Origin of the sequence: Legionella bozemanae (assembly GCF_001648595.1) — a bacterium.
GTDB classification, from domain to species: Bacteria; Pseudomonadota; Gammaproteobacteria; order Legionellales; family Legionellaceae; genus Legionella; species Legionella bozemanae.
Genome location: NZ_LBAW01000004.1, coordinates 11,840 through 37,098 on the forward strand (window position 1 = coordinate 11,840; position 25,259 = coordinate 37,098).

Here is a 25,259-nt window from a genome sequence, read left to right on the forward strand (position 1 = left end):
ATGTTTAATCCTCTTGATAATCGCTATCTTTACAATATCTATGATTTTAATATGCGGTTGCTGCAACCTTACTCAGATTATTTTGACAATATGGCAAAACGCTTTCGCAGAATTTCTGACAATATTAATTTACCTGTCCGCATTCCTTATATGTCAGATGATGAGCAAAGCGGATTGAAAAAAATATTGGAAGCAACTTCGAGCCATTTTCGTAGGTTATCTGGATATTCCTATATATTTCATATGGTTACCAATGTATATGATAAACCAAAATTTGATATTAACGAAGTCAAAATCCAAGATGAATATTATGATATTCAAGAAGAACTTATCGACAAAAAAAGTTTTTGCAACCTAGTTCGTTTTAAAAAAGTAAATGGCGGGCAGTTGAATTTACCAAAACTGCTTGTAGTTGCACCCATGTCGGGCCATTATGCAACCTTATTACGTGATACTGTGAGAAATTTACTTCCTTTGTACGATGTTTATATTACGGATTGGAAAAATGCACGCGATGTCCCCTTAATTGAAGGGTCATTTGATTTGGATGAATTCATTGAGTACATCATTTCTTATTTAAATTTGCTTGCACCCAATTTGAATGTCATGGCGGTTTGCCAGCCAACTGTTCCTGTTTTAGCTGCAGTTGCGCTTATGTCCACCAATAATTCGCCCAACCTGCCTCGAACAGCGATATTGCTTGGAGGACCAATTGATACAAATCAATCCCCTACATCAGTAAATGAGTTAGTGACTTCCAGAGGAGATGACTGGTTTCAACAAAATGTTATCTCGATTGTACCCTCACGTTTTCCTGGTGCGATGCGGCTTGTTTATCCGGGATTTATGCAACTTGCAGGTTTTATGAGTATGAATTTTCAACGCCATATAGAATCATTGCAAAAAGCAGTTGATCGCTACGCGGACAATGAAAAAGAAGCAGCCTTCAAGATAATCAAATTCTACCTTGAATATTTTTCAACCATGGATCTGACGGCTGAATTTTACATGCAAACAATAAATACTGTATTCCAAGAAAAGCTGTTAACAACCGGCCGGTACAAATCGCGTGGACATAACGTCCGCTTACAGGATATTCAGAATACGTCGATTTTGGCAATTGAAGGTGAGCATGATGACATCACGGGAGTAGGACAAACAAAATCTGTACTGGGTTTATGTAAAAATTTACCTGACTCCATGAAAAAATATTTCCTTGCAGAAGGAGTAGGTCATTATGGATTGTTCAACGGCAAGAAATTCCGCAATATTATTATTCCCGAAATTCATGCTTTTACTAAGGCGCATATTGACTAGATTTTTCGTATCTGTCATCCCGCACAGACGGGGATCCATTTCTATATTGGCAATGTGCTCAATATTGGATGGATCCACCCATTGAATTTCCAACAAAATGGGCTTGCTGAATATTAAGGATGGAACATAAAACAACCACATCATCCGCCATTTGTTCTATAGAATATGGTACATTTAGAGAATGAATAGGTAAAAGGACAACCGATGAATCATATTCTTATTGTTTATGCACAGAGAATTGAAGAATACAAAAAGCATTTTATTCGTATGCTGGAGGATTTTTTAACACAAAAAAGTTATGAGTTCACTACATGCACTTCATTAAAGGAAGCCTATGACGTGAGCAGCTTAAATCCACGAATTGTCACAATTCTTTATGATTGGGATGATTTTGGATTTGATGATTTACATCATTTTTCCAATCATAATAAATTATTGCCTGTTTTTGCCATGACGAATAAGCATGCCTCGATTGACATTAATCTTAATGACTTTGATCTCAACCTGGATTTTTTGCAATATGATGCCAATTTGGCCCACGATGATTTTAAACGCATCGTGCTTGCCATAGAAAAATACCAGCGAGCAATTTTGCCTCCTTTTACCAAAGCACTCATGCATTATGTTCGTGAGTTAAATTATGCTTTTTGTACCCCTGGACATTTAGGAGGAACAGCATTTCAAAAAAATCCAACCAGTGCTGCATTTTATGACTTTTTTGGTAAAAATATTTTTTGCGCCGATCTTTCAGTTTCAATTGAAGAGCTTGGAAGTTTACTTGAGCACTCAGGCCCTCAACGCGAAGCAGAAGAATTTATAGCGAATGTATTTAAAAGCGATCGTTCTTTAATCGTAACCAATGGCACATCAACATCAAATAAAATAGTAGGGATGTACTCGGCAACTTCTGGCGACACGGTACTTGTTGATCGTAACTGTCATAAATCAATCGCACAATTTTTAATGATGGTTGATGTGATTCCCATTTATTTAAAACCTACGCGAAATACACATGGAATTCTTGGCGGAATCCCTAAATCGGAATATACAGAAAAAGCAATCAAAAACAAAATTAGTGAACACCCTCAGGCAACTGCCTGGCCTACTTATGCAGTCATTACGAACTCAACCTACGATGGCATACTTTATAAAGTTGAAAACCTTCAAAATGAGCTCAAAGTAAAACATTTGCATTTTGATAGTGCCTGGGTTCCGTATACCAATTTTCACCCTATTTACGCTGAAAAATTTGGACTTAGCCTGACTCCCCTAAAAGATCAAGTGATTTTTGAAACCCAATCAACTCATAAATTATTGGCAGCGTTCAGTCAATCATCCATGATCCATATTAAAGGTAATTTCGACGAAAATATTCTTAATATCAATTATATGATGCATATGAGCACCTCTCCTTTTTATCCTCTTGTTTCCAGTTGTGAAGTCTCTGCTGCGATGATGGCTAGTAATCATGGTTATGATTTAATTAACGAAGCGATTGAATTAGCTTTGGATTTTCGAACAGAAATAAAACGTCTAAAAAAGCAAAGTTGTGATTGGTATTTTGATGTGTGGCAACCTGCCTCAGAAAAAAAATTGTCCTGTTTCCCCTTAAAACCCAATGAAAAATGGCATGGTTTTCACAATGTAGATGACGATCATTTATTTTTGGATCCGGTCAAAGTGACCATTCTTTTACCAGGAATTCAAAACGATAAATTAGAGGAATGGGGCATCCCTGCAACGATTGTGGAAAAATTTCTTGCATCTCATGGGATCATTGTTGAAAAGACAGGCCCGTATTCGATGTTGTTTTTATTTAGTTCTGGAATTACTCGAGCCAAATCCATGGCCTTATTAGCAGCCTTAAATAAGTTTAAACAATTTTATGATGACAATGCACCAATTAAAGTCATACTCCCCCAGCTTTATCAAGAACATCCTGAGTTTTATGAAAAAATGTCCATTCAAACCTTAGCTAAAACCATCCATGGGTTAATGCAAAAACATAATTTACCTCAAGTGATGTATCATGCTTTTGATGCACTGCCAAATAGTGCCATGACGCCCCATCAGGCATATCAAAAACTCATTCGACAAGAAACACAACTGGTTCCTTTGGCACAACTTAAAGGTGAAATTTCTGCTGCAGTGATCCTGCCCTACCCACCTGGTATTCCCTTAATTATGCCTGGGGAACAAATTACAGATAATTGCGAATTGATTCTTGATTTCTTATTGATGCTGGACGATATAGGCGCAGAACTCCCAGGTTTTGCAACTGAAATTCATGGTGTTATTTCTGGAGAAGATGGAAAAAGTTATGTGCAAATAATCAAAAAAACCTAGAGTTTGCTCTATTGCATAGAGAATGCATAAAGCTTAAGAAATAAAACATCAAAAAGATACGATTTTTGTATCTTTTGTTCTACTATTATTAAACGCCAATTATCCCCGTATACAAATTTAGAATAATGGGATTTATGAATCACTTTGTATCATACGGGATCGATGAACATTAATGCCTAAAAAACTATATATACTACTTATACTGTTTATTGGTACTTACTTTCTTCTTTTACAGTCTCTTGCTGCCTGGCCTTTTATTATTGATGATGTTTATATTCCTTTACGTTATGCCAAACATTGGATGAGCGGAAATGGATTGCTATGGAATCTTAGTGAAGCACCAGTTGAAGGATATTCCAGTTTTAGTTTTCTTCTCCTTTCTTCTGCGGGCATGGCTTTAAATTTAAATCCTATTCTTTTATTAAAAGTGGCAGGTTTTTGGGGATTGGTATTTACAACCTGGGCAGTATATTGTTTGTCCAGATTATTATGCTCAATCTGGTTTGCATTTATTCCTTGCCTTTGGCTATTAGTGTATAGGGGACAAATTTTCTGGGCGGTGAGCGGCATGGAGACAGCAGTTTACCAAGCATTTATTTGCTTTGCCTTGTTTTTTTTATTACGAGGAATAGGTTATAACCCATTCCCCGCGAAACGCATGCATTCAAAGCCCTTGTCCTTAACGTTTGCAGGGATATTTTTTGCGTTAGCAGCATTCACACGTCCTGAAGCCCCTATACTCGTTTTACTATTTTATGCGTTAGCACTTTGGGATCGTCCAACTTTTTCTGCAACATATTACTGGCCCCTTTTTTCAAGTGGGCTAGTATTCGCCGGGATTTTTTTGCCCTATTTTCTCTGGAGATGGCATTACTTTGGGCGGTTATTTCCCAACCCCATTTATTGTAAAGGGTTCAGCAATGAGTTTATCTTTAAATTGGATTGGTCCTATTTACGTTTTGCCTGGCCTTTTATATTACTTGCTGCTGTGGCGAGTTATAAATCAAAAGATAAGCGGCCTTACTTTTTTTGGTTACCGACACTTCTTTACTTGTTGCTCTTAGGGAAAGCTGAACCCTTTTCAGCATACTTCAACCGTTTATTTCTGCCTGCTTTTGCGTTAATTCTTCCTCTTTCTTTACGGGGATTAATGCGTTTTCTTGACAAGTATTTACCTGAAAGGAATGAAGTTTATGCATTTACTTTATATATCATTGCAGGAAATATCGCATTTTTCTTCATCCCAGCAATGAATCTGAAAGCGTATCGTACTTTTACTATCAATCTCCAGCAAGGGGAAACATTAAGAGAAAGTGTTGTGGATTGGCTAGATCGTTATGTACCACAAGGATCTTGGGTCTCGTTGGGTGATGTTGGTCTCATTGGTTACCGAAGTAATTTGAATTTTTTAGATTCGTATTGCCTGAATAATAAAGCGATGAGCTGGCGTCAAGATATATATAAGTGGCAATGTGCAGAAGTGATGAAATTTAAGCCTGAGGTAATTATTCTCCAGTCCACGCTCGACAAAAAGGGGCAGTTAACTTACCAACCTACAGATGCATGTTTGCGAGAAAAACTTAAAACCAATCCTTGGTACCATTACAACATCAGTTTAGAATTTTGTTTTAATATAGATTGCTCTCGTTATGCAATATTTTCAAGAAATAACAATAGATAACCTTATTATTTCCTGCCTGGATAGATTACATACGTAGATAATAAGGCGCTCATTTTGACCATTTTATGATATAATTTTATTGTCTTTTATCTATTTCTCAGAGAGCAGATTAAAAATCCTAAATTGATTTATAAAATTTATTACTGATAACCTATTTATTATGCGCTATAAAATTACTGAACAATTTGCACGAGGTGAAGAAAAAGTCATTGCCGAATTTAGCGAATTAAATGACACACGCATCTTTCTTGCGCAAAAATCAGCAAACGCAGACTTGGAAAAACAAAAAATTATTTTCAGACTGTATGATGACTCTGATTTACTACATGAAATAAATAGGGAAAATATCTCTGTTGCCTATGCAAAATATGCAGAAGGCAATGGAGACATTAATCTTATTCAATTTCCATACCATACGATGATTAAAACACAAAAAGCTTTGGAAAAAAGAAGGATTGCAAACTTTAATGATAAAAATGATGCCAATTTATTCATAATTAGCAAATGCGAATCAGATGAATCCATCCAGGACAATGATCTCTTTTTCTTATTTAAAGAACACACTCTAATTGATACCTTAAGCAGAATTATCAACGCCCATAGAGAAAAAGAAGCAACACGCATTGCCAGAAATGAAAAAGGAGCAAAATTTCATCCAACACCAATGCCAAGACGTCCAATACCACCTGGACTTCTAAATGATTGCTGGATTGAAGAAGATGATAATGATAATTAGTAAAGGCACAGGGCAGAACAGTGAACTGGCCAAATAGGAACCAATCTTTCTTAAACTCTTGGGCAAATTGCCTCATCGCGAAATTCACTTACAAAACGCTCCAACATTTCCTTAATTTCGGATTGAATTTCTTCTTTAGCTTCGGAGTCTATATTTTTAATAAATTGCTCCGGATGATTTAAAAGAATATTTAAGGTTGCGATTTCTGCAGGAAAGGAATTATTGGCATGTCCATCAATAAGAAGATTAATCACATTAATTATATTAGGATCTTTTTGTTTTCTTAGACGATTCAGTATCGTTTGAGCATGGACTTTAAATGTATTGACTTCTTTAAAAAATTTATAATGTTCGCGCATAATCTATTTAGTTAATTAAATTCTTGCCACAAATAACAAAAAGTTGCAGTATTGTATAATAGTATATAATTTTATTCTATTTTCATGCGAAGCAAATCCGCTTTTTTCACTTTTTCTCATTATGAAATCTTATCAATAGATGACTTTGACTCTATTTTCCGCGATCTCGTATTATCGGCCTATAAGAAACGCTATAAAAGTGTGGCAGATGCTCGACTTTATTTGGCTATATCCGGAATAGACTTGGAATCTACAGTCAAAATTCTTTTGGCCATGGAACAAAATGGATTACTCAATACCTCTATAGCTAATTCCATTTTTTCACCGGTTGGATGTGGTGATATTGCAAATACGTTTTGTAAAATGATAACGGGGGATGAAATGATTTCTTCCGGGAAAGAAACGTGCTCCCTTGTACATCTTAGTGAAGAACTAGAAAAAGACTTGCCTAAAATTGTTCGTATCGACATACCAGGACATTCCTACGTCATGCTTGCTTGTGAAAAAACATCCCAAGGGGTTTTAGGATACATTTATCAATCAAATGTAGCTTATGGCATGGAGGACAATTCTTTTTCTCTTGCAGCATGGCTCATGGATTCCAAATCATGTAAAACAAATCTTTCAAAACATATGCAAAAACTGGCTCTATTGATAAATCCTGCCGTTCCCAGTTTCGATAAAGCAAACATCTATCTTGAATTATATTCCGCCAAACCCATAGTTAAGGTGGAAGTCCCTGCAAACATGCACGAAATTATTTCATATATTGATGAGAATATTTTTTTCAGATATAAAATCAAAACAATTCGTGCTAAAGACATGTTACTTATTTCAGAACGAATAAAGAGCATGACCATTCAAAATCCGGCAGAACTGCAGCAGTCTTTGGATACCTATATTGCCAAAATGAAACAAGAACTGGAGGATTTTGCTGAATTAACATCTCAACCTGCCACACAGCCCGTACAACAATCTTATCGACAATGAGTTGAGTCTATTTTTCAATACTGATCGATTATGTTACAATGTGGGCAACAATAGATTGGAATTAACCCGTGTTTTCCTCAATATCTCCAAAGAATCATCAATGGATAGCCAGTCTTTATTTTTTTCAAAGTATACCCTATGTGGTAGTCACTTTGATTGCAACTATTATGTATCAACAATATGGAATGACCAATACTCAGGCTGCTTTTTTAACCAGCCTCTTCATGCTGCCTTGGACAATTAAGCCTCTATTCGCTCCTTTTCTGGAAAATCTTGCTACGAAAAAAAAATTAACTCTTTATGCTCAAGCAACAGTGACCTTGCTTTTTATCATATTGGCATTTTGTGTCGAAAATCCCAACTTTCTTATGGTCAGCTCATTAAGTTTCGCTGCACTTGCCTTTGTTTCTTCACTTCATGATATTGTCTCTGATGGTATTTATTTAATTAATTTAAATAGCGAAGAACAAAAAAAATATGTCGCTTTTCGAAGCTTCTTTTATCAAATGGGGCGGTTAGTCATTAAAGGAGGATTGTTAGCCTTTATTGGCAACTTAGCCTTGCATTATCAACTTAAGGTATGGCAAATATTTTTTTTCAGCTTGTTTGTGATAGGATTTTTACTCACCTTGTATCATAAAACCGGAATCCCGGAAAAGCAGACAAAACAAGAGTTAATTAATCTGAATTATCGCCAAATATTTAAAACACTTCTGTTTAATACTTCAATCTATCCGATCTTATTCTTCATTTTTTTATACAATTTTTCCGAAGCGCAAATGCAAAAAATTATTCCTTTATTTTTGCTCGACAAAGATGGATTAGGTCTTAATTTATATCAGGTAGGACAACTATATGGAATTTCTGGAAGTATATTCTTGATGCTGGGTATTTTTGTATCAGGATGGCTTATTACACATTTTCTACTTGAAAAATGCCTAAAAAACATGACTTTTTTCTTGCTTCTAGGTCATTTACTTTACCTTTTATTCCCCTTTTTTCATACGAATCATCCACTACTTTATCTTGTCGTTTTATTGAATCAATTTTCTGTAGGGTTGGCCAATGGGACTTATATGGGATATCTCTTGAAGGTTGCCAATAAAAGTGGTTATCCGATGTCAATGTATACCGTCTGTACTTCCATCATGGCTTTAAGTTATGTACTTTTTGGTGCATTAAGTGGCTGGCTAGAACAGCAATTGGGATATTCTGGTTTTTTTCTTTATATTTTTGCAGCAAATACAACACTAGTCATTATAACCTGCAGAGTGATGAATAAGTATGATTGATTTCCTCGTGACGTTAGAAAATGAATTAGTACAAGCATCCTCGCTGACTGCTTGTGATCACGCCTTGAGTTGTTATTTAAACAAAAAAGGCATTACCACATTTTCATTCACTTATTATGCCTATCATCCAAATTCAGCCAATCGCTTAAAATATGATATGTGTTCTGCCAATTTCAAATCCTGGCATCAACATTACCTTACTGAACAATACCATAACATCGACAGTACACTAAATTTTGTTTACAACAATCATCTGCCGATTTATTGGAATTTAAAACAGCAATTGGCACAAGCAACCACTGAGTCAGAGCGTAAAATGCGCAAAGATTCTATAGAGTTTGGTGCGGAATCAGGTTTATCAATTCCTATTCACGGTCCGCATAATAATTTTGCAATTTTGTTATTAGTACAAATGCAACATCAACAATGCAATTTACAAGATAGTTGTGCCCAATATGAATTCTTTGTTGCAGCACATCACTATTATCACTACATCCAAACTCATCTTTTAGATCAGGTCAGTGAAAAAGAAGCATTTCATTTAACCCAACGAGAAATCCAATGCTTATTGTTGATTGCGGAACAACACTCAGTCAAAGAGATGTCACAACGGCTCGAAATCAGTGAGCGAACTATCAATTTTCATATTCAAAAAATCAATAAAAAATTAGGTACCAAAAATAAATATCAATCTTTGGCTAAGGCATTGGAATATCAATTATTAACCTTATAACCCCTGTCATAAATAACAGTGGCTACTCACCAATTACAAGCATTAAAATCCAACCACTTGTATATTGGAGAATCATAATGACTTTTTTAAAGAAATTTATGCGATTAACCATGCTTGCTGCTTCTCTTATTCCTGCAGTAGCTAATGCAACATTAACCTTATATACCACCAATTGGTCTATGTATGGTCAAAATCCTTATGAATATGATGGCGCTTATAAAAATGGTCGGCCTTATGGACAATTGGCTTATGTTTCCAATCCAGAAATGGTTGCCCAATTTAATAAGGCTGATGTCATTGTCTGGAGCTTTTTACAAGTATGGAATAGCAAAGATCCCAATCAGGCACAGTACCAAATCCCTTCCAGTTGGGATGGTTTAATGCACTTTGCCGATCTCTGGGGTGAGTTACCTTTAGAGGGCTCCTGGATATCACCCTTACCTCCAGAGACTAAAGATTTCCTTGATTTTTGTGCTGCAAATCAAGGCGCATGTACTTCCGTACAAATGAATGGCAACACCGGTCAAAAGGAATTATTTAATTACACCGATCAAAAAGGTGTAGGGCAACTCAATAGTTTTGGTGCTTTTATTCATTCCAAAAAATATACCGCAAAACGTATCATTGCCATTGGCGGAGCGAATACGGTAGATAATAAAGGAATCAGTACAGCCACATTTGCCGCGATCTTTGCCAATCAAGATAAATTCCTAAATCAATTTAAATCCTGGATGAATCATTTTAAAAATTTAAAGGGAATTGATTATGATTTTGAGCCTCCCATTGATCTGCAAACCGGCGGCCAATTACCTCCCGATGTAAACACCTTGGCAGATTACAAACATCTTTTTGATTTAGTTAAAGCCAGTCGACACACTTTGGGAAAAGATACATATATTTCTGTAACCATTACTGTGAATAAGGATTATTTGGAAAAAATCAACCAATCAGTTGATGGCGGCTGGTTTAAACAAATTGCAAATTACGCAGACAGTATCAATTTAATGACCTATGATTTACATGGCCCGTGGTCACAAAGCGGTGATCCCTATACCGCAGTTCATGCTTATTTAAAACAACCTGATACCAGCCGTAAAGATGAGTTTGCGATTAACTATGCAACCGACTCCATTACAGAACAGGTTCTTGCATACGGAATGCCCAAAGAAAAATTACAAGTGGGTTTAGCTGCCTATGGACGAGGCTTTTCTGGAGTGGAAACTGGTGAATATCCCGCCCTTCCTGGCTTTGAACAACCTTGGTCTGGTGCCAGCCATTTTGCTGCTGAATATTCAATACAGGATGGTCTCTTACCTTATAAAGCCGTAAATAAATTAGTAAATCAACTTAATTATAAGATTTATCACGTGAATGCTTTGGATGAAAATAATAATTCGTTCATTATCGGTTCTTATCTCTACAATGCAATAGCGAAACAATTTGTTGGCTACCAATCTCCAGAGGTAGTTAAAGCAGTATGCAGATTTATCAAGGACAAGCAACTTAAAGGCGCTATTATGTGGAGTGCTGATACCGATTTACCAGTTTCTAATCCAAATAGTCTAGTTGCTGCTTATAAAAGTCTCTGTAACTAATATTCTATAGCACTGCCGCAGCAGAACCAGAGAAATATCACGCATATTATCTCAACCGGGTTTCGCTGCGCTGCACCTAGGTTACAAGCCAATTTTGTACGTATTTAAGCCAGTTAAATAATCAGTTTGCACTATACTATATATATGGGAACAGAAATCGGAGGTATAGAATATGAATTCACCTATAGAGGACGATCCCTATGAAGCCGTAGTTAAAATAGATGAAATAGTTATTTCCAAAATAACTGGAAAAAACATCGATGCCTTGAAAATACATTTGAGCGATAAATGTGATTTAGAACATTCAGGAGCTGCAGGAGAAATTATTGAGCTTGCTACAGGTAAAATCATATACCGATGTTATAAACAAACCATAATAGACAAATAAATCTCTGTAATTCTTCGTAACTCCTCTCCATATTTGTTGCTTTTATTCTTTCAACTTACTATAAATAACCAGATCATTTATAATAAATTTACTTAATCAGAGGAATTGAACATACAAAATTTATGCGACTTTCGCAAAGTAACTCATTATTCATTTGCGAATGCAACTACGCGTTAAAAAAACTACGCATAATCGCATTGGACTATAATTAGACTACAATTTCGGGTAGCAAGGAGCCGCCATGAAAATTTATCTCGTTCAGCATGGAGAAAATTTAGGAAAAGAAACTGACCCCCAACAATCTCTTAGTAAAAAAGGAATAACTGACGTTGAGAATTTAGGTCATTTTCTTGCTGAGAAAAAAATAGAAATTAATCGTATGCTCCACAGCAGTAAATATAGAGCCGAGCAAACTGCGGAAATATTGGCTTCCAATTTATCTTCAAAGAAGATTGAATTTCGTCAAGGATTGGAACCTCTAGATCCCGTGAGCCCGATCGCAGATGAAATAAACCAGCAACAACACGACATCATGCTCGTAGGGCACATGCCTTTTATGGGTAAACTAATTGGTAAGCTCGTTTTACTCAATGAAGACAGTTCCATTGTTGCCTTTGTTCCTGGAACTGCCGCTTGTCTTGAGCGAACGGATGAAGGAAAATGGCTTATCAATTGGATTAGGCGCCCTTAGTCTAAAAACTTTTGCTGACAATTATATATTGAGCAAAATAAGTATTACATACTCCTAATTTAAGTTTCAAATTCCAACCCACAGATTAACGCATTTGCATACATGTTGCCTGTGCTCAATGGATCGATTACTTGATCATTGATAGAGCTGAAATGGCCTTTTCCTAAATAGAAAAAGCGATAACCACATTCCAAAGGCACACCACCACGAATAACCCGATTCAATTTGACATGAATTCCTGCGGTAGCGCTAAATTGTGCCGCATTATCCCTGGAGTAAATCATGTCAGGCAGAGTCTGACCGTCCAGTGAATTCTCTTTAAAATTATGAGCATTGATAACATTAGGACCGGCACCTACATCAATAATAAATCCATAATCTGGATTTTTTGTATTCAGTGCAGCACGAGCCATTACGTAAATAGGGAACTGCTCTAAATTATAATGGTATGATAAATTTTGGAATAAGCCTTCTTGAATTACATAACCATCTACCGAAGTTTTGGCGAGATAATAAGCATTTAGTCCATAAGACATATCAAATAATTTAGTATGGTGACCATCTACAAAATAAGCCAGGCCAACTAAATAATTTTCATCAGTGTGATTCGTTACGGTAAAATCATCACCAATCAACCCGTTAATATTAATGTGCTGCGCTTGACCTTGATGCAGCCAATGACCGCCCGCCTGAATCAGTGCATAGCCATTTCTATGTACAGGGGGATGTGTCTGAACGTGACCAGCCGAACTTGCTGTTGACGAATATAATCCCAGCAACAATAAAGTGTAGTAAATTTCTTTTTGATTAAAAAACATCATTCTTCCTATCGATCATTTAGCCAAAGGTATTTTTAGTTGTTTCTCTGATTCCAGCCTCTATCCTTAATTTTTTTAATCTACCAACCTCCATTAAGAATTACAACATACTCCCTTATTAACAAGAATAAACACAATAGCTGTAAAGATATATAATATCAATTATTGCAAGCAAAGCTAATGTATTATTAAATAAACAATTTTACTGGCAAGGAAGTCCCATCTATGTACAAACAAATTATGGTAGCAGTGGATGATACTAAAGCATCCATTTTAGCATTGAAAGAAGCAATTAAAATCGCAAAAAACCAAAACTCCAAGATATGTGTGATTCATATAATTGATACACTATATGAAGGTGATGTCGATCGAGAGGCATTTGTTGAGCTCACCAGAAAACAAGGGCAAGAAGTTTTAGACTCAATGAGAAAAATACTCAGTCGCTCAAAAGTAGCATTTGAAATGAAACTCACCGAACTCACCCCTTCTAAAGCACAAATTGCCGAAAAACTTGTTGATGAAGCAGCCGGATTTTCTGCTGACTTAATTGTTATAGGTACTCATGGTCGTCGAGGAATCCATCATATACTCACTGGTAGTGTTGCAGAGGAAGTCATACGTATATCCAAAACTCCAGTATTGCTGATTAGGCATTAAGATTAGAAAATTAATTTATTAAGTTAGAGCCGTTCCATCATACAATTGATACAATAATTGTGCATAGAGAGAAATGATTCTTTTCCATTGATTTGATAAATAATTTTTTGCTTTTATATAATTTAAATTAGTTCTCCTCAAAAAAAATTTTAATAATCACTTCATTAATCCTTAATAATCCTGTGCTATAAATTATTAGCTCATTAATTACACATATTGGTACGAATATGCCAGGATTATACTCAAAACAACGAATAAATTTCGACACACTGGCTGATACAGATTTGTCACGATATGAGTATTATCGTACTTTGCGTAGTGCCATTGGCTTATCGGCTACCAGCTATTCACAACAACAAACCACTGATGGTGTAATTTACCAATGGGATAATATTGCTCCAGAAATTGCTCTTGTTATTCTTCAAGAAGCTAAAAAACAAAAAATTAATATTCAAGATGAAGTGATTCTCAACATAGGACATGAGGCCTTCCATAAGGAACGCTTAAAAAAAGCAATAGAGAAATTGCAGAGCAATCCACGCTATGCCTTGTTTGTACAAAAACTGGCATTACATATTACCGCTAAAAAATCAAACGAACTGACCCTGGAAAATTTAGCGTCAGCGGGGATTTTTTCACTGGAACAATTTGATGAAGTATTCAGTCAATTTTTGTATGTACAGAAAAAATTAACCAAGAGTTTCCCTAATTTCGACAAGATAACAGAAGAAGATGATTATTATCAATTCATTGCTTTTATGGCCAATGAACCATTATATGAATCATTTCTCCGGTCATTTACCCATTATCTTGCCTCTGAGTTTAATAAAGGAAGAATAAAAGGTACCCATATAGAAGCGCCTAAAGAAATTGACAATCACTCACTATTAAAATTTTTCCAAGCAATTAGCTATGATTTAAGCTTACAACCACCTAAATCAAGACCACTACCAACAAATACCTTATATATCACATTACTCGATGGCAAATTACACTATACGGTCGTTGACCTAAATGGCGCTGAAATTACCGCAACAATTAATTTCAGCGAATGCAATTTTATTGTAGATGAAAAAACTACTGAAGAAGAATTAAGAAGTCACTTACCCGAGCTTTTGAAAATCACGTCTCAAAGAGGCCATACTGGGGATATTGCACGGAATAATACTGAAACATTAAGAGATAAAGGAATCGCTTTTTTGGAGAGTGATATTGGTACAAGCTTATTTTTATCTCATTTGCCGGCAATCGACCTAGTTAAGGATGAAGGGTATCAATTTACTCTTTATCAGTGGCTAAATCAGGGAAATTTGGAGCGCTTAAAAGATCTCTTGGTTGCTGGAGCATGTCAGCGCTATAACCAAACGCTGGATACTTGGATAAAACAAATAAAAGAACCCGCAGAAATAAATGAAGAATGTGAAAAAGAAATTGATTCAGTTGCTGAATTAATGAAGGAAATCACTGCACTAATCGCTAGCATTGATGATAATCCAAACGCAAAAGATGCAGAACTGGATGAGAAAATAACTCAGTTGATCATTCATTTAAAGGAAATTAAAAAATTTTACAGCAACACTCCACTTTTAAAGCCTGGGGATCAGTTTCCTTCAACAGCAGGTAATTTTGAAAATTTTATCAAAAAAATCCTGTTTCTTACATGCGATGATAAGGTAACTCAATATGTCCCAGACAATCAGGATACAGATAAAATTTGGAAATTGAATTTAGTAAATTTGGTTAATGGATTGGTAAGTGATAGAAATTTTGTTACAGCTCGTGATACAAAAGACAAGAAAGGACAATCTTTTTTAATAGATGAATCAGGTCTTGTTTTACCTCCTCCGCTCGTTTTTAGAGAACAGCTCAAAAGAAAACTTACAACATATCTTAAAAATGATGTGCATCATTATCATACAGTACAAAGTTATCAAAATGATAACTTGAATATGACTCAAGCACCCGTTGTTTTTAGAGGAGCGCACCTAACTGACTCATTAGAAGAGACCGTATTTTTTGCCAAGAAAATGACCAGGACTGGGGAATACTCTGCTGACGGTCATTTATTGTCTGGACAAGAAAATAATGTTAAAAAACATGAAATTCGCTCCGGAGCAGCCGCTACTTTGGCCACTACAGGGATGGGTGGAACACGTTCAGTTACAGATAAATTTGATATAGCCCTCAAATTTGGTGGTATGAAAGATGTAAAAATTCTCTACATCGTTCGTGGAAAAGAATCATTTCATTCTCAACCTTTTGCAGAAATTGTAGGTAAGTCGAATTTAGGTGAAATTGCTTATACGCATGTTAATCCTCATGATTATGTCATGACAATTCTCTATAACCGAGATAATGAAATACTTGATGTTATTCCTGGAAATTTAAATGGAGAAATTCAAGGCATAAGCGAATTTACCAAAGAAGTGATTCATGCGGGAATTGAATTTTACAATAAAAAAAATGGCGACCCCAAGGCACCCACCGCCCCCGTGAAGCTGCCAACTCCTCCCAGACAAGAACATAGGACAGTCATTCCTCTTTCTAAGGAAAAGCCGTTGCTGGATATCCTTCATTCTCATAAAACAGAATCGACTTCATCAGTTAAAGAAACAAAACCCTATGGAAAAAAATTGGATAGCATCAGGATCATGCGAGATACTCGTGAAGGTCATAAAACACTTTCACTAGAAACATTGCGCTCTGAAGTAGAAGCCGTTATACCACAAGGAAAAGAACTAGCTCCACCTGAGGGTTCATTTAAATTAGTTCCTGGAAGATTAGGTAAGGTGAGGGAAACTGCTGTTGAACACTTCAATATGAGACATGTTATAACACTCAAAGGTTTTAATCGATGGAGTCATCAGGAAAGGAAATTACAGGAAACATATAATCGTATATTACAACCTACTTTTATGGAAGGTGACATTCAGAAACAACTAGAACATGCCAATGTCGCTCATGAAGAGTGGTTAACTGATGTCCTAGTACCTAGATTGCAAACAGCATTGATGCTTCATCTCTCTGCCCGATTAATTACAGATTACCAAGTTGATACGGAAGAGGTGAACGCGCTGGCACAAAAATTATTTCATGAAATCTTGAAATCAAGCACTCATTATCCAAAACTCACATCGAATTGGTCCCAAATCTACGCGTTACTGGAAAAAGAAGAACTGCATCAGCGTTGTGTTAAAAATGCTCATGAAAGGATGGAAAAAATATATCCCTCCTTAAGCAAAGACAGCTACGACTATCAATTGAAATTCGAATCATGTTTGGTTATGGCCAAAAATAAAATTCAAAAACAATTGGTAAACGAAATGATGTCCGAATTTTTGGATAACAATTTGGACTATTTTACTCAACAATATAATCTGGAAAAGAAAACAGTTTATTCCTGCGCCGATAATCGTCATTTGGTCTTTTTAGGTCCAGCAGCTAGTGGTAAAAGTACTATTTCCAGCCAATATATTAAGAGAGAACAAAGAAAGGATTATGTCTCCTTGGCCACAGATGATTATCGAGGCATATTTTTGCCATTTACAGAAGAGTTTGAAAAACAAGAAACCGATCAAGTCTTTATCCGTACACAAGATAGCGCTTATTTGATCAGCGAGCTTGTTGAAGAGCGTATTTTAGCCCAAAAAGATAAAAGACCGAATGTAATTATAGATGGGGTGACTTATAAATCGTCACAAAAAGCTTTAGTAGAAAAAAATAATAATTCTGTTGTAGTCTGTGCTTGTTTGGATGATATGTCTTTGGCCGTTAAACGCTCTTATGATAGAGCAAAACAAGAGGAAAGTGGTTCGGCTGATAAAGGGCGCTATGTGAACACAACCAGTTTACTTCATATGCACAAAACAGCCAGCATCAACCTATTAATTTCTTGTGCCCCTAATACAACCATTGCGTTTTATAATACGAACATACCCCGTGGTGCAACTCCTCCATTGATTGCTACTGTAGATACCCATGGAGAAAAGACACTAACAATTCATCATGATAAAGGCTCATTGATGTATTTGGCCTCTTTTTTCAATAAAGCACGAGTGAATGTTCAAGCTAGAAGTGATCACCATCTTTTTTTAGATAAATTAAAACGACCTGAATTTCAGATTGATTCATTATTCGCAGTAATGGATCACGGATTTAAAATTATTTTAGATGGTGAAAATAACATGCCTTGCTTAACTATTAGAAAAGAAACGGGGAAGATAATTATGGAAATTCTCGATTCAGAACAAGTCAAAAATAAAATCAGAGAAAATACCACTGAAAAACCCTTGTTACAAATGCTTATATTGCATGGACAGCACGGTAGTTTGAAAGCAGTGCAGAAAGAATGTTTGCTGCATGAAGATATTGATTTAATGGTCGAACAAATCATTGACTCCCAATCGAGTGCACGGCAGATATCAATAAGCGATAACAGATCATGCACTTAAAAGACAACTTGCATCTATAATATATACAGTGAAAAATTAATGCCATATAAATCATTTTTAAACCAAAAGGAAATACAATGGATGCTTGTTTGCTAGAAAAAATCACGCGCGAGAAAGCTAAAATAGCACAGTTTATTGATTCTATGCGTGACATCTTTGAGAAAACCCCTGATGAATACGAAAAAGCAAACCGTCTGGAGGTATTTGATACTTTATTACTTTTAGCAACCTATGCTCAAGCTGATGAGCTTGAAAATGAATTTCAAATCACGTTACCTAACAACGAACACAATGATTCAATAACCTATTTGTGTCAACAACTTCGAGAAATCAATGGTTTTTGCCAATGTTCCTTTAGCGATGAGCATAGTGTGTACCAGGATTTATTCGCTGAGATAACTCCAGAAAAAAAACAAGCCGTGCGCGACCTTTTAAGTAAAGAAATTTCCGAACTCATTTTTGAGAAAACAAATACTGGATCAATTCGTTTCGGTATCTAAAAATAGGAGGCTCCTGCACTTTAAAATAAATAGTCAATTTTATCCGTTTTAAAATGGATTTTACTTACGTTAAGTTCTTGTTTTGAAGAGCAAACATTCCTTTAAGTTAAGAAGCAAAACAATAGCACTATAATAAAAAATGCGATAATATGGCGCTCTGTTGTTTTCTCAGGAGAATTATTCTGAGTACCTTTTTTAATGCCACATCTACAGCAGCTTCTGCAATTTATGCAGAATTTAAGTTCTACCCTTACTATAATTTTGGTTTTCATCTTGACGCGATTATCAGTTTTTTCTGTCATATTTTTCGCGCCCTGTATGACCTGACTGCTTTTTTATTACGTGTAGTCGCTACCCCATTTTTTCTTTTAAATCCCTTTTGTTGGCCCAGTTTACCCAGCCATGCTTTAAATCTTGTCGACGATATAGTAGGTACTGCGCTCAGTCTAGTCAGCATTGCCATTCATCCTATTCTTTTCATTATCCGTACGTTAAGCTCCATGATTCGAGGTTATGATGAAGGAACAGACTATGATTGGGGTTCAGATCAAGAAGAAGAAGATCTGAACATGGCAATGGCAATTTGGTAACAACTCAGCTGTTATATTCTACTAGATAAAATTTTCATCCACTTTTTTTAGAGTGACGCTCCGCTACTGGTGCAAAAGTTCCTTGTTTTAAGAAACTCATAATTAACTGCCTGGTTTTTGCATTATTCATAATAAAAGTATGGTTGGAATCAACAATCATTGGCTCATTTTGTCCTTCTAAACGAGCAAACTCAGGCGGTACTTTCGCATCATAACGTCCTGCGATAATCCCTATTTTAATGTTTGGTACCGATACATGATGTACGTATGAGGTGTGATCAGAACTTAATTCAACTAATGGTTTGATTGGAGAAGTGAGCATGGGAAATATTTCCGTAGAAAGCTTCGCCAGTTTTGAACCTTGATTTGGCGGAGCCAACATGATGAGACTGCCAATATTTTTTAATTGTTTTGGCGAAAAGCTGGATAATGCCTCTCGAGTAATAATGCCTCCAAGACTATGAGTAATAAAATTAATTTTAACACCTGGATTTTTCTCTAATAAATTTTTAATAAACCGATTCAAATAAATCCCATGTTCCTGGATACTGTATTTTGCAGAAGGATAACTATAGGAATAAACGAGATAACCTTGTCTTTTTAGATAAATTTTTAATGGCCACATACTGAGGGAAGTACGCATCAAACCATGTATTAATACGATGATTTCCTGATTTTGTTTTGGTTTGACCTGAGCAGAATTAGAAGTTGTGTTGGTTTGCTTCGTGCTATTAGGAAAAAATGCATAAGCATGAACCGTACAGCCCATCCCAATAAAAATCATTAGAACGAGTCGAGCAAGCAATCGACTTTTAAGAATGGTTCTAGTCATTATTTCCCTTTAATTGATACTAACCCCCATCATTCTAACTAATTTTCAACGAATATAGCAGACAGGCTCAAAAAATTTTCCAATTTTAATATCTTGTCAAATTGACCCGATTTCTGGGCTCCGAAGCCATAGCCATCATGCGAAGCATAAAGCGGATGTTGTCATGATAGGAATCCATTCATAGTTGAGCTCATTGCCCATATAAAAAATGGATCCCCGCCTGCGCGGGGATGACAGCGTTACTTGCGATTGAGTAAAATGAAACACTAAATACTCTTATATAAGTTCCGAAACTCCCAAGCAAACTATTCACATGAAAACAGCCCTCAGTATTTCATAAAATTAACTTGCATCAATTTATGCTCATAAAATGTGCTATAAATTATCTTTTTTCTCTATCCATGACAACAAATCTGTCATGCCCGCGCAGGCATTAGCCTTAAGTTTTTGTTGACTTTAAAATCCGCTCATGCTGAGGAGGCGTTTTAACGCCGTCTCGAAGCATAAACCGATAAAGCATTCCAGTCTTGACGAAAAAGAGCTTCTTTTTTTCTACGACTCCAGCCCTGAATTTGTTTTTCAGCAATGTAGGCTTCTTCTCTTGTATTAAAAGATTCAGAATACATTAATTTTACTGGCAAACGAGTACTGGTATAGCAATTCGGAAAAATTTTGTTTTGATGTTGGTATAAACGAACTTCAAGATTATCAGTATGGCCTGTATAATAGCTGCCATCTCGGCATTGAAGAATATAGACATAGAACATGCTTAACTCCGTTTTGTGTTGGACTAATGCTTCGAGACGGCGTTAAAACGCCTCCTCAGCATGAGCGGATTAAACTTATATTTTTGAGCATGTGTCAACAAAAACTTTAAGCTAATTGGAAGCCCTCCGCCTGCGCGGACATGACAGATTTTTTCCATATCTTATGGTTATACATGACATCAATATTTACCCGAGCATTGACGAAGCAAGAAATGATGCTCTAGTACCTGTTGTAACAAGCAGCGCATCAATTTTTAATCCCACTAATGATCCAAAACCAGGAGTTTGTTATGTTGAAAAAAATGATTATGGTATCTCTTTGTACGATTAACTTATCTGCTTTTGTTCCTGCTTATGCAAATGAGGATTTAAGCTGTAAAATTGAAGTTGCTGTTGCTACGCCACCCGTGCAATTTAATCAAAACGTCGCATTTAATGTGACCAATGAATTTGGTTTAAGTAAATCACTCACGTTGTTCGGTGGAAAAGCACCTCAATTTATTGACAGATTGCCCTGCACTCCAGTTCCTCTGGCAATCAGTGCAACCGTATATTCAATACCAACCTTGTTGCAAGGACCGGTTATTGGTCAATGTGTTTTAAAAGCAGGGCCAGTTATTTTAAATGGTTCGGACAATAGTGTTTCAGTAGTATTTCCTTACGATTTTAATTGTCCTTTTTAATTGGAGTATATTTGCCTGCATCACCGCAGATGCAGGCAAATACCGTTTGGATATCTTTTTTAAAGTGAGTCATTATCTTTCTTGCAGTGCATTCCCCAACTTGCACCAAGACAAGTGAATATAGCTCCCACGAGAAACAGTACAAAAATTATGAGTGCTCCTGAAGCAAGATTTGTTGGAGTCACATTAACCTCTACTACAGCCTCTTTTTGACCATTCTTTGTTAAAGAAGAAATTTTGGTAGTACCAACAGGAGTGGAAATTTGATTCACTGTAATGGGAACTGCTACTACTGTTCGTGAAACGGAGTTAGTATAGGTTACTACATATTGACTTAAAAGCCCTATCAGTGCAGCCCCCAAGATTAAAGCCAAAACCCAGGTAGTAAAACCATAAATAGTCCCCAAATTACGTTCAGGACAATACAATCGTCCCAAGTAGCCGGCGACATAACCAGCAATAATCGTGGAGATCACAATACCAATAATTATTCCCAACAAACCACCCACAACTACAATGACTGATCCATTACTCATCGTTTTAAAGGCACTTAACCCGATAGCAATTCCTAAAAGATTTAATAAAAAACTAAGACCTAGCGCAGTTAGAGCACCAACAAAAATAGCTGTCCAAGAAATACATTTATTTGGATGTATATGGCAGTGTTCGTGATCCGGCGTACCTTTATTTACCATTTGAGCCTCCTTATCTCATAATGAACAGCACAGTTCCGGGAACTATGATGTGCTTTTTGGGCTGTTACTGTCAATTTATGGTTGATTTATAATATGGATTAATAAGTTGTTTTTATTAGGAAATTAACCCATGTATTTTTATTTTTCAAGATGGCATACCACAAAGCTGTAGATGCGTAGCCCCATCTTAAACTCGCTCTAGAATTCAGCGATTTGCTCTACATTTCGTACAATATTTTTTGCAATAACACCTAAAGGTAAATCGTTATCATCTTTACCAAAAGGCTCTTCTAACTCTTCAGATAACATTTCCAACCCCAACAAAATATATACGATCATGACCATCATTGGAATAATCAAAAATCCGAAGGTATCTACCCAACCGAAAGGGAACATGATGGCATAAAAAAGCATTGCTTGCTTTACAAAAAAAGCAAAAGCTGGCGGTACAGGAGTATTTGCAATTCGCTCACAACCTCCAGTCATGTCAATCAAATTAGCTAAATGGATGTCCAGCGCCAGGTATTGCTCAAGTTGCAATTTATTTTCTTGACGTAATTGATTCAGAATACGATACATTTTTTGGGTTACCAAAAGTACAGGATTTTTTCCTTCGAATTCATGAATACATAAGGAAAGCAACTCCGTATGAAGCTCCCTATTTTCTTTGCGTAAATGGGCTTTGATAATAACAGGTAATTTTTTCAACAATTCATAAAAATCAGGACATTCATGTAAGCCAATAAACGCATCGAATTTTAAACCTAAGTTTCTGCAATTATTAACGATTGAACCCCATAAAATTCGTCCTTCCCACCAACGTGAGTAACTGGTGTTTACCCTGAAACTAATAACTATAGTGAGGATAAAGCTAAAAATTAGATGAAATTGACCTAAATTATAGCGTGCTGCATTTTCAAAAAAATAAAGGATTATTTCAGCGTATACGACAATAATGAGTGTTATTGGTAATAATTTCCGAAACACTTTTTCTTTATAAAACAAGAAAAGATGATGCACCCAGGTTAAAAGATTATGTGATCTCATCGATACTTACCCTAAATAAAAAGATACAGTGTACTTGAGTATTATCGTGAAGCAAAACCTTTCCATTCGTGACATAAGGCATTGAAAGGGTTTAATATGCGCACTCAATTCAAATAAAAGGATGTATGATTATGTTGACTTATATTACCCAACTCTTGAACAGTGCTCTTGAAGGATTTGACGAAACGTTTAAAGACACTCCCGCCCATCAAATTGTTTTCGCTACAGCAGCCCTTTATTTTCTCTGGCAGCAATATCCTGCAATTGCTCAGGCTTATCGTGCACGAAATAACACAACCTACAAGCAACGCGTAATTGATACAGCCTATAGCCTGGGTAAAAACTTACCCCAGGTAAAGGCGTACCTGGATAAGGAGCTCAACAAAGATCTCCAAAGTACTAAAGAAAAGCTAAAAGAATTACGTAGCCAAATGGCGCTCCAAGATAAAATTCCTGAAGAAAGTGTATCGCCTGTCTTGATTTTAAAAGAATTCGGCATCAATCCTGAAGAGTGTTTTTTTAACTTCGGCGAAGTACAAAACGATGATAAGGCAAGACAATTTACTGTGCAGCAAGGAGATGGACAAGATTCAGGGGCGCTCTATGCTGTCCACCCCCAAGAACTGACTGAATTGCTAAAAGAAGTATATGCTAAAACTGCTTTAACTAATCCTCTACATGATAAATGGCCACGTATTATCGCCATGCAAGCTGAGATTATCCGCTGGTGTCAGGAATTATTTGGCGGTTCTAAAGAGAGTTATGGTCTGATCACACACGGAGGTTCTACAAGTATCATTGAAGCAATGGCCGCTTATGTAATCCATGCACGTGCCAAAGGAATTAAATATCCTGAAATTGTAGTTCCTGAAACAGCACATGCAGCGTTTAAAAAAGCAGCTGACTTAACAGGGGCTCGACTCATCACCGTTCCAGTCGATCCTAAAACAGGTGCAGTTACCGCGAGTGACATGCGGAAATACATTTCGAGCAATACTGCTGTAATCGTTGGCTCTGCACCTTCCTTTATGAATGGTATTCATGATCCGATTAGTGAATTAGGCCAATTAGCACAAGAAAAAGGAGTTCCGTTTCACGTCGATGCCTGTTTAGGCGGATTTTTAACTGCTTTTCTTGATACCTCAAAGAATCCTATGGATTTTCGTGTTAAGGGAGTGACCTCAATTTCTGCCGATTTGCATAAATATGGCTGCTGTCCTAAAGGAACCTCAGTCTGCCTATTCAGTGATGACTCCCCTGCTTTGTCGGTATATGCTGCTTTAAACTGGTCAGGTGGACTTTACACTACACCCGGTATTTTGGATGGTTCAACCAGTGGGGCACGAGTTGCAGAAATATATGCCACACTCTCCTATTACGGACATAAAAAATATCAGGAAATTTCTGAAAGCATCATCGCAATGCGTCAACGGCTGCAAGACCGAGTCGAACAATTATCAAAACCCAATGAATCAGGAAAAAAAGACATTTATATTTTTGGAACCCCTCAATGGTCCATATTGGGTTTTCGCAGCGACACGTTAAACTCACATTTTATTGCTGATGAATTAGAAAAACGTGGTTGGAAATTGAATTTATTGCAAAAACCTGATGGATTTCATTTATGTTTGACCCACGTTCATACTTTAGTTGAACATTTTGAAGATAAGTTCATTAGTGATCTACAGGAATCTATAGCTGCAGTAAAAAAATATCCTGAAGATAAAAAGCCCACTGGTAATGTAAAAGTCTATGGCACTATAGGAATATTACCCACAGCAGTACAAGAAATGGTATGCAGACAATATCAAAAAACCCGTCTTTATTATGAAGCAACCTGCAGTAAGTTAGGGTTGTTTTCAGCCAGCAAAAAACAAGAAGAGGAAATGGATAAACCAGAAATTAAGAATGCTCTAAATTACTAATTTTTCATGACGGACTCGAGTGAGAGACTCAGTCCGTCACAAAAGGATTAGGAATAACCCGGTCGCCCTCACTCATTCCGTCATACCTGCGCAGGGATTGACAGAATCAAGATAAACGATGCATTCCTCACTTTAATTTTACAATGTTGTAAAGAGCTCTCAGGCA

The 25,259-nt window shown here is 36.3% G+C and carries 22 protein-coding genes; 16 read left to right on the forward strand and 6 right to left on the reverse strand.

Annotation, left to right across the window (positions count from 1 at the left end):
- From phaZ to A8O27_RS04460, 4 genes are all read left to right on the forward strand, one after another.
- Positions 1-1,317: a polyhydroxyalkanoate depolymerase gene (gene phaZ, locus A8O27_RS04445; protein ID WP_058460237.1), complete on the forward strand. Its 1,317-nt coding sequence runs from the start codon at positions 1-3 to the stop codon at positions 1,315-1,317.
- A 204-nt stretch (positions 1,318-1,521) separates the two neighbouring features.
- Positions 1,522-3,663 (forward strand): lysine decarboxylase LdcC, encoded by a 2,142-nt coding sequence (ldcC, locus tag A8O27_RS04450; protein WP_058460236.1) that lies wholly within the window; start codon positions 1,522-1,524, stop codon positions 3,661-3,663.
- A 172-nt stretch (positions 3,664-3,835) separates the two neighbouring features.
- On the forward strand, positions 3,836-5,344 hold the full coding sequence (locus tag A8O27_RS04455) for a DUF8728 domain-containing protein (protein WP_058460235.1): 1,509 nt from the start codon (positions 3,836-3,838) through the stop codon (positions 5,342-5,344).
- A 160-nt stretch (positions 5,345-5,504) separates the two neighbouring features.
- Complete coding sequence (locus A8O27_RS04460; protein ID WP_058460234.1) at positions 5,505-6,080, forward strand: hypothetical protein; 576 nt, start codon at positions 5,505-5,507, stop codon at positions 6,078-6,080.
- A gap of 50 nt (positions 6,081-6,130) precedes the next feature.
- Here the strand turns inward: A8O27_RS04460 and A8O27_RS04465 are convergent, their stop codons facing one another.
- Positions 6,131-6,439 (reverse strand): hypothetical protein, encoded by a 309-nt coding sequence (locus tag A8O27_RS04465; RefSeq protein WP_058460233.1) that lies wholly within the window; start codon positions 6,437-6,439, stop codon positions 6,131-6,133.
- Positions 6,440-6,523: 84 nt separating this feature from the next.
- On the opposite strand from A8O27_RS04465, the gene A8O27_RS04470 reads away from it, so the two are divergent.
- The 6 genes from A8O27_RS04470 (at position 6,524) to sixA (ending at position 12,128) form a co-directional block, all read left to right on the forward strand.
- Positions 6,524-7,429, forward strand: a complete 906-nt coding sequence (locus A8O27_RS04470) for a hypothetical protein (RefSeq protein ID WP_058460232.1) — start codon at positions 6,524-6,526, stop codon at positions 7,427-7,429.
- Between the two features lie 68 nt (positions 7,430-7,497).
- A complete protein-coding gene (locus tag A8O27_RS04475; protein ID WP_058460231.1) occupies positions 7,498-8,721 on the forward strand; it encodes an MFS transporter in 1,224 nt (407 codons plus the stop codon).
- Positions 8,714-9,454, forward strand: a complete 741-nt coding sequence (locus tag A8O27_RS04480) for a helix-turn-helix transcriptional regulator (protein ID WP_058460230.1) — start codon at positions 8,714-8,716, stop codon at positions 9,452-9,454. The genes A8O27_RS04475 and A8O27_RS04480 overlap by 8 nt, the downstream gene beginning before the upstream one ends.
- 77 nt (positions 9,455-9,531) lie before the next feature.
- Positions 9,532-11,049, forward strand: coding sequence for a glycosyl hydrolase family 18 protein (locus A8O27_RS04485; RefSeq protein ID WP_058460229.1), 1,518 nt, complete (start codon positions 9,532-9,534; stop codon positions 11,047-11,049).
- A gap of 172 nt (positions 11,050-11,221) precedes the next feature.
- The gene (locus A8O27_RS04490) at positions 11,222-11,437 is read left to right on the forward strand and encodes a hypothetical protein (protein ID WP_058460228.1); all 216 of its coding nucleotides are present in this window, start codon (positions 11,222-11,224) and stop codon (positions 11,435-11,437) included.
- A gap of 241 nt (positions 11,438-11,678) precedes the next feature.
- On the forward strand, positions 11,679-12,128 hold the full coding sequence (sixA, locus tag A8O27_RS04495) for a phosphohistidine phosphatase SixA (protein ID WP_058460227.1): 450 nt from the start codon (positions 11,679-11,681) through the stop codon (positions 12,126-12,128).
- 59 nt (positions 12,129-12,187) lie between these two features.
- Here sixA and A8O27_RS04500 read toward each other — a convergent pair whose 3' ends face one another.
- Positions 12,188-12,949 (reverse strand): hypothetical protein, encoded by a 762-nt coding sequence (locus tag A8O27_RS04500; RefSeq protein ID WP_235810551.1) that lies wholly within the window; start codon positions 12,947-12,949, stop codon positions 12,188-12,190.
- A 222-nt stretch (positions 12,950-13,171) separates the two neighbouring features.
- Here A8O27_RS04500 and A8O27_RS04505 point away from each other — a divergent pair, with 222 nt between their 5' ends.
- The 4 genes from A8O27_RS04505 to A8O27_RS04520 all read left to right on the forward strand — a co-directional run bounded on the left by A8O27_RS04505 (position 13,172) and on the right by A8O27_RS04520 (position 19,144).
- Positions 13,172-13,603, forward strand: a complete 432-nt coding sequence (locus tag A8O27_RS04505; protein WP_058460225.1) for a universal stress protein — start codon at positions 13,172-13,174, stop codon at positions 13,601-13,603.
- 227 nt (positions 13,604-13,830) lie between these two features.
- The gene (locus A8O27_RS04510; RefSeq protein ID WP_058460224.1) at positions 13,831-18,054 is read left to right on the forward strand and encodes a zeta toxin family protein; all 4,224 of its coding nucleotides are present in this window, start codon (positions 13,831-13,833) and stop codon (positions 18,052-18,054) included.
- A gap of 77 nt (positions 18,055-18,131) precedes the next feature.
- Positions 18,132-18,554, forward strand: coding sequence for a hypothetical protein (locus A8O27_RS04515; RefSeq protein WP_058460223.1), 423 nt, complete (start codon positions 18,132-18,134; stop codon positions 18,552-18,554).
- Between the two features lie 149 nt (positions 18,555-18,703).
- Positions 18,704-19,144 carry a hypothetical protein gene (locus A8O27_RS04520; RefSeq protein WP_058460222.1) on the forward strand — a complete coding sequence of 147 codons (441 nt, stop codon included), beginning with the start codon at positions 18,704-18,706 and terminating at the stop codon, positions 19,142-19,144.
- A gap of 34 nt (positions 19,145-19,178) precedes the next feature.
- Here the strand turns inward: A8O27_RS04520 and A8O27_RS04525 are convergent, their stop codons facing one another.
- The gene (locus A8O27_RS04525; RefSeq protein ID WP_058460221.1) at positions 19,179-19,976 is read right to left on the reverse strand and encodes an esterase/lipase family protein; all 798 of its coding nucleotides are present in this window, start codon (positions 19,974-19,976) and stop codon (positions 19,179-19,181) included.
- Between the two features lie 485 nt (positions 19,977-20,461).
- On the reverse strand, positions 20,462-20,743 hold the full coding sequence (locus A8O27_RS04530; protein WP_058460220.1) for a GIY-YIG nuclease family protein: 282 nt from the start codon (positions 20,741-20,743) through the stop codon (positions 20,462-20,464).
- Between the two features lie 290 nt (positions 20,744-21,033).
- Between A8O27_RS04530 and A8O27_RS04535 the strand changes: the two genes are divergently transcribed.
- A complete protein-coding gene (locus tag A8O27_RS04535) occupies positions 21,034-21,426 on the forward strand; it encodes a hypothetical protein (protein ID WP_058460219.1) in 393 nt (130 codons plus the stop codon).
- A 59-nt stretch (positions 21,427-21,485) separates the two neighbouring features.
- Here the strand turns inward: A8O27_RS04535 and A8O27_RS04540 are convergent, their stop codons facing one another.
- Positions 21,486-22,121: a hypothetical protein gene (locus A8O27_RS04540; RefSeq protein ID WP_058460218.1), complete on the reverse strand. Its 636-nt coding sequence runs from the start codon at positions 22,119-22,121 to the stop codon at positions 21,486-21,488.
- A 198-nt stretch (positions 22,122-22,319) separates the two neighbouring features.
- A complete protein-coding gene (locus tag A8O27_RS04545) occupies positions 22,320-23,168 on the reverse strand; it encodes a bestrophin family protein (protein ID WP_058460217.1) in 849 nt (282 codons plus the stop codon).
- Between the two features lie 131 nt (positions 23,169-23,299).
- Between A8O27_RS04545 and A8O27_RS04550 the strand changes: the two genes are divergently transcribed.
- Complete coding sequence (locus A8O27_RS04550) at positions 23,300-25,093, forward strand: pyridoxal phosphate-dependent decarboxylase family protein (RefSeq protein WP_058460216.1); 1,794 nt, start codon at positions 23,300-23,302, stop codon at positions 25,091-25,093.
- Positions 25,094-25,259: the final 166 nt, after the last annotated feature.

Coding starts and splice junctions, on each gene's coding strand:
- A8O27_RS04470 (WP_058460232.1), top strand. CDS start 6,524: ATGCGAAGCAAATCCGCTTTTTTCACTTTTTCTCATTATGAAATCTTA.
- A8O27_RS04545 (WP_058460217.1), bottom strand. CDS start 23,168: ATGAGATCACATAATCTTTTAACCTGGGTGCATCATCTTTTCTTGTTT.
- A8O27_RS04505 (WP_058460225.1), top strand. CDS start 13,172: ATGTACAAACAAATTATGGTAGCAGTGGATGATACTAAAGCATCCATT.
- phaZ (WP_058460237.1), top strand. CDS start 1: ATGTTTAATCCTCTTGATAATCGCTATCTTTACAATATCTATGATTTT.
- A8O27_RS04455 (WP_058460235.1), top strand. CDS start 3,836: ATGCCTAAAAAACTATATATACTACTTATACTGTTTATTGGTACTTAC.
- A8O27_RS04515 (WP_058460223.1), top strand. CDS start 18,132: ATGGATGCTTGTTTGCTAGAAAAAATCACGCGCGAGAAAGCTAAAATA.
- A8O27_RS04540 (WP_058460218.1), bottom strand. CDS start 22,121: ATGGTAAATAAAGGTACGCCGGATCACGAACACTGCCATATACATCCA.
- A8O27_RS04530 (WP_058460220.1), bottom strand. CDS start 20,743: ATGTTCTATGTCTATATTCTTCAATGCCGAGATGGCAGCTATTATACA.
- A8O27_RS04480 (WP_058460230.1), top strand. CDS start 8,714: ATGATTGATTTCCTCGTGACGTTAGAAAATGAATTAGTACAAGCATCC.
- A8O27_RS04500 (WP_235810551.1), bottom strand. CDS start 12,949: ATGATGTTTTTTAATCAAAAAGAAATTTACTACACTTTATTGTTGCTG.
- A8O27_RS04520 (WP_058460222.1), top strand. CDS start 18,704: ATGGCGCTCTGTTGTTTTCTCAGGAGAATTATTCTGAGTACCTTTTTT.
- sixA (WP_058460227.1), top strand. CDS start 11,679: ATGAAAATTTATCTCGTTCAGCATGGAGAAAATTTAGGAAAAGAAACT.
- A8O27_RS04535 (WP_058460219.1), top strand. CDS start 21,034: ATGTTGAAAAAAATGATTATGGTATCTCTTTGTACGATTAACTTATCT.
- A8O27_RS04525 (WP_058460221.1), bottom strand. CDS start 19,976: ATGACTAGAACCATTCTTAAAAGTCGATTGCTTGCTCGACTCGTTCTA.
- ldcC (WP_058460236.1), top strand. CDS start 1,522: ATGAATCATATTCTTATTGTTTATGCACAGAGAATTGAAGAATACAAA.
- A8O27_RS04510 (WP_058460224.1), top strand. CDS start 13,831: ATGCCAGGATTATACTCAAAACAACGAATAAATTTCGACACACTGGCT.
- A8O27_RS04550 (WP_058460216.1), top strand. CDS start 23,300: ATGTTGACTTATATTACCCAACTCTTGAACAGTGCTCTTGAAGGATTT.
- A8O27_RS04490 (WP_058460228.1), top strand. CDS start 11,222: ATGAATTCACCTATAGAGGACGATCCCTATGAAGCCGTAGTTAAAATA.
- A8O27_RS04485 (WP_058460229.1), top strand. CDS start 9,532: ATGACTTTTTTAAAGAAATTTATGCGATTAACCATGCTTGCTGCTTCT.
- A8O27_RS04460 (WP_058460234.1), top strand. CDS start 5,505: ATGCGCTATAAAATTACTGAACAATTTGCACGAGGTGAAGAAAAAGTC.
- A8O27_RS04465 (WP_058460233.1), bottom strand. CDS start 6,439: ATGCGCGAACATTATAAATTTTTTAAAGAAGTCAATACATTTAAAGTC.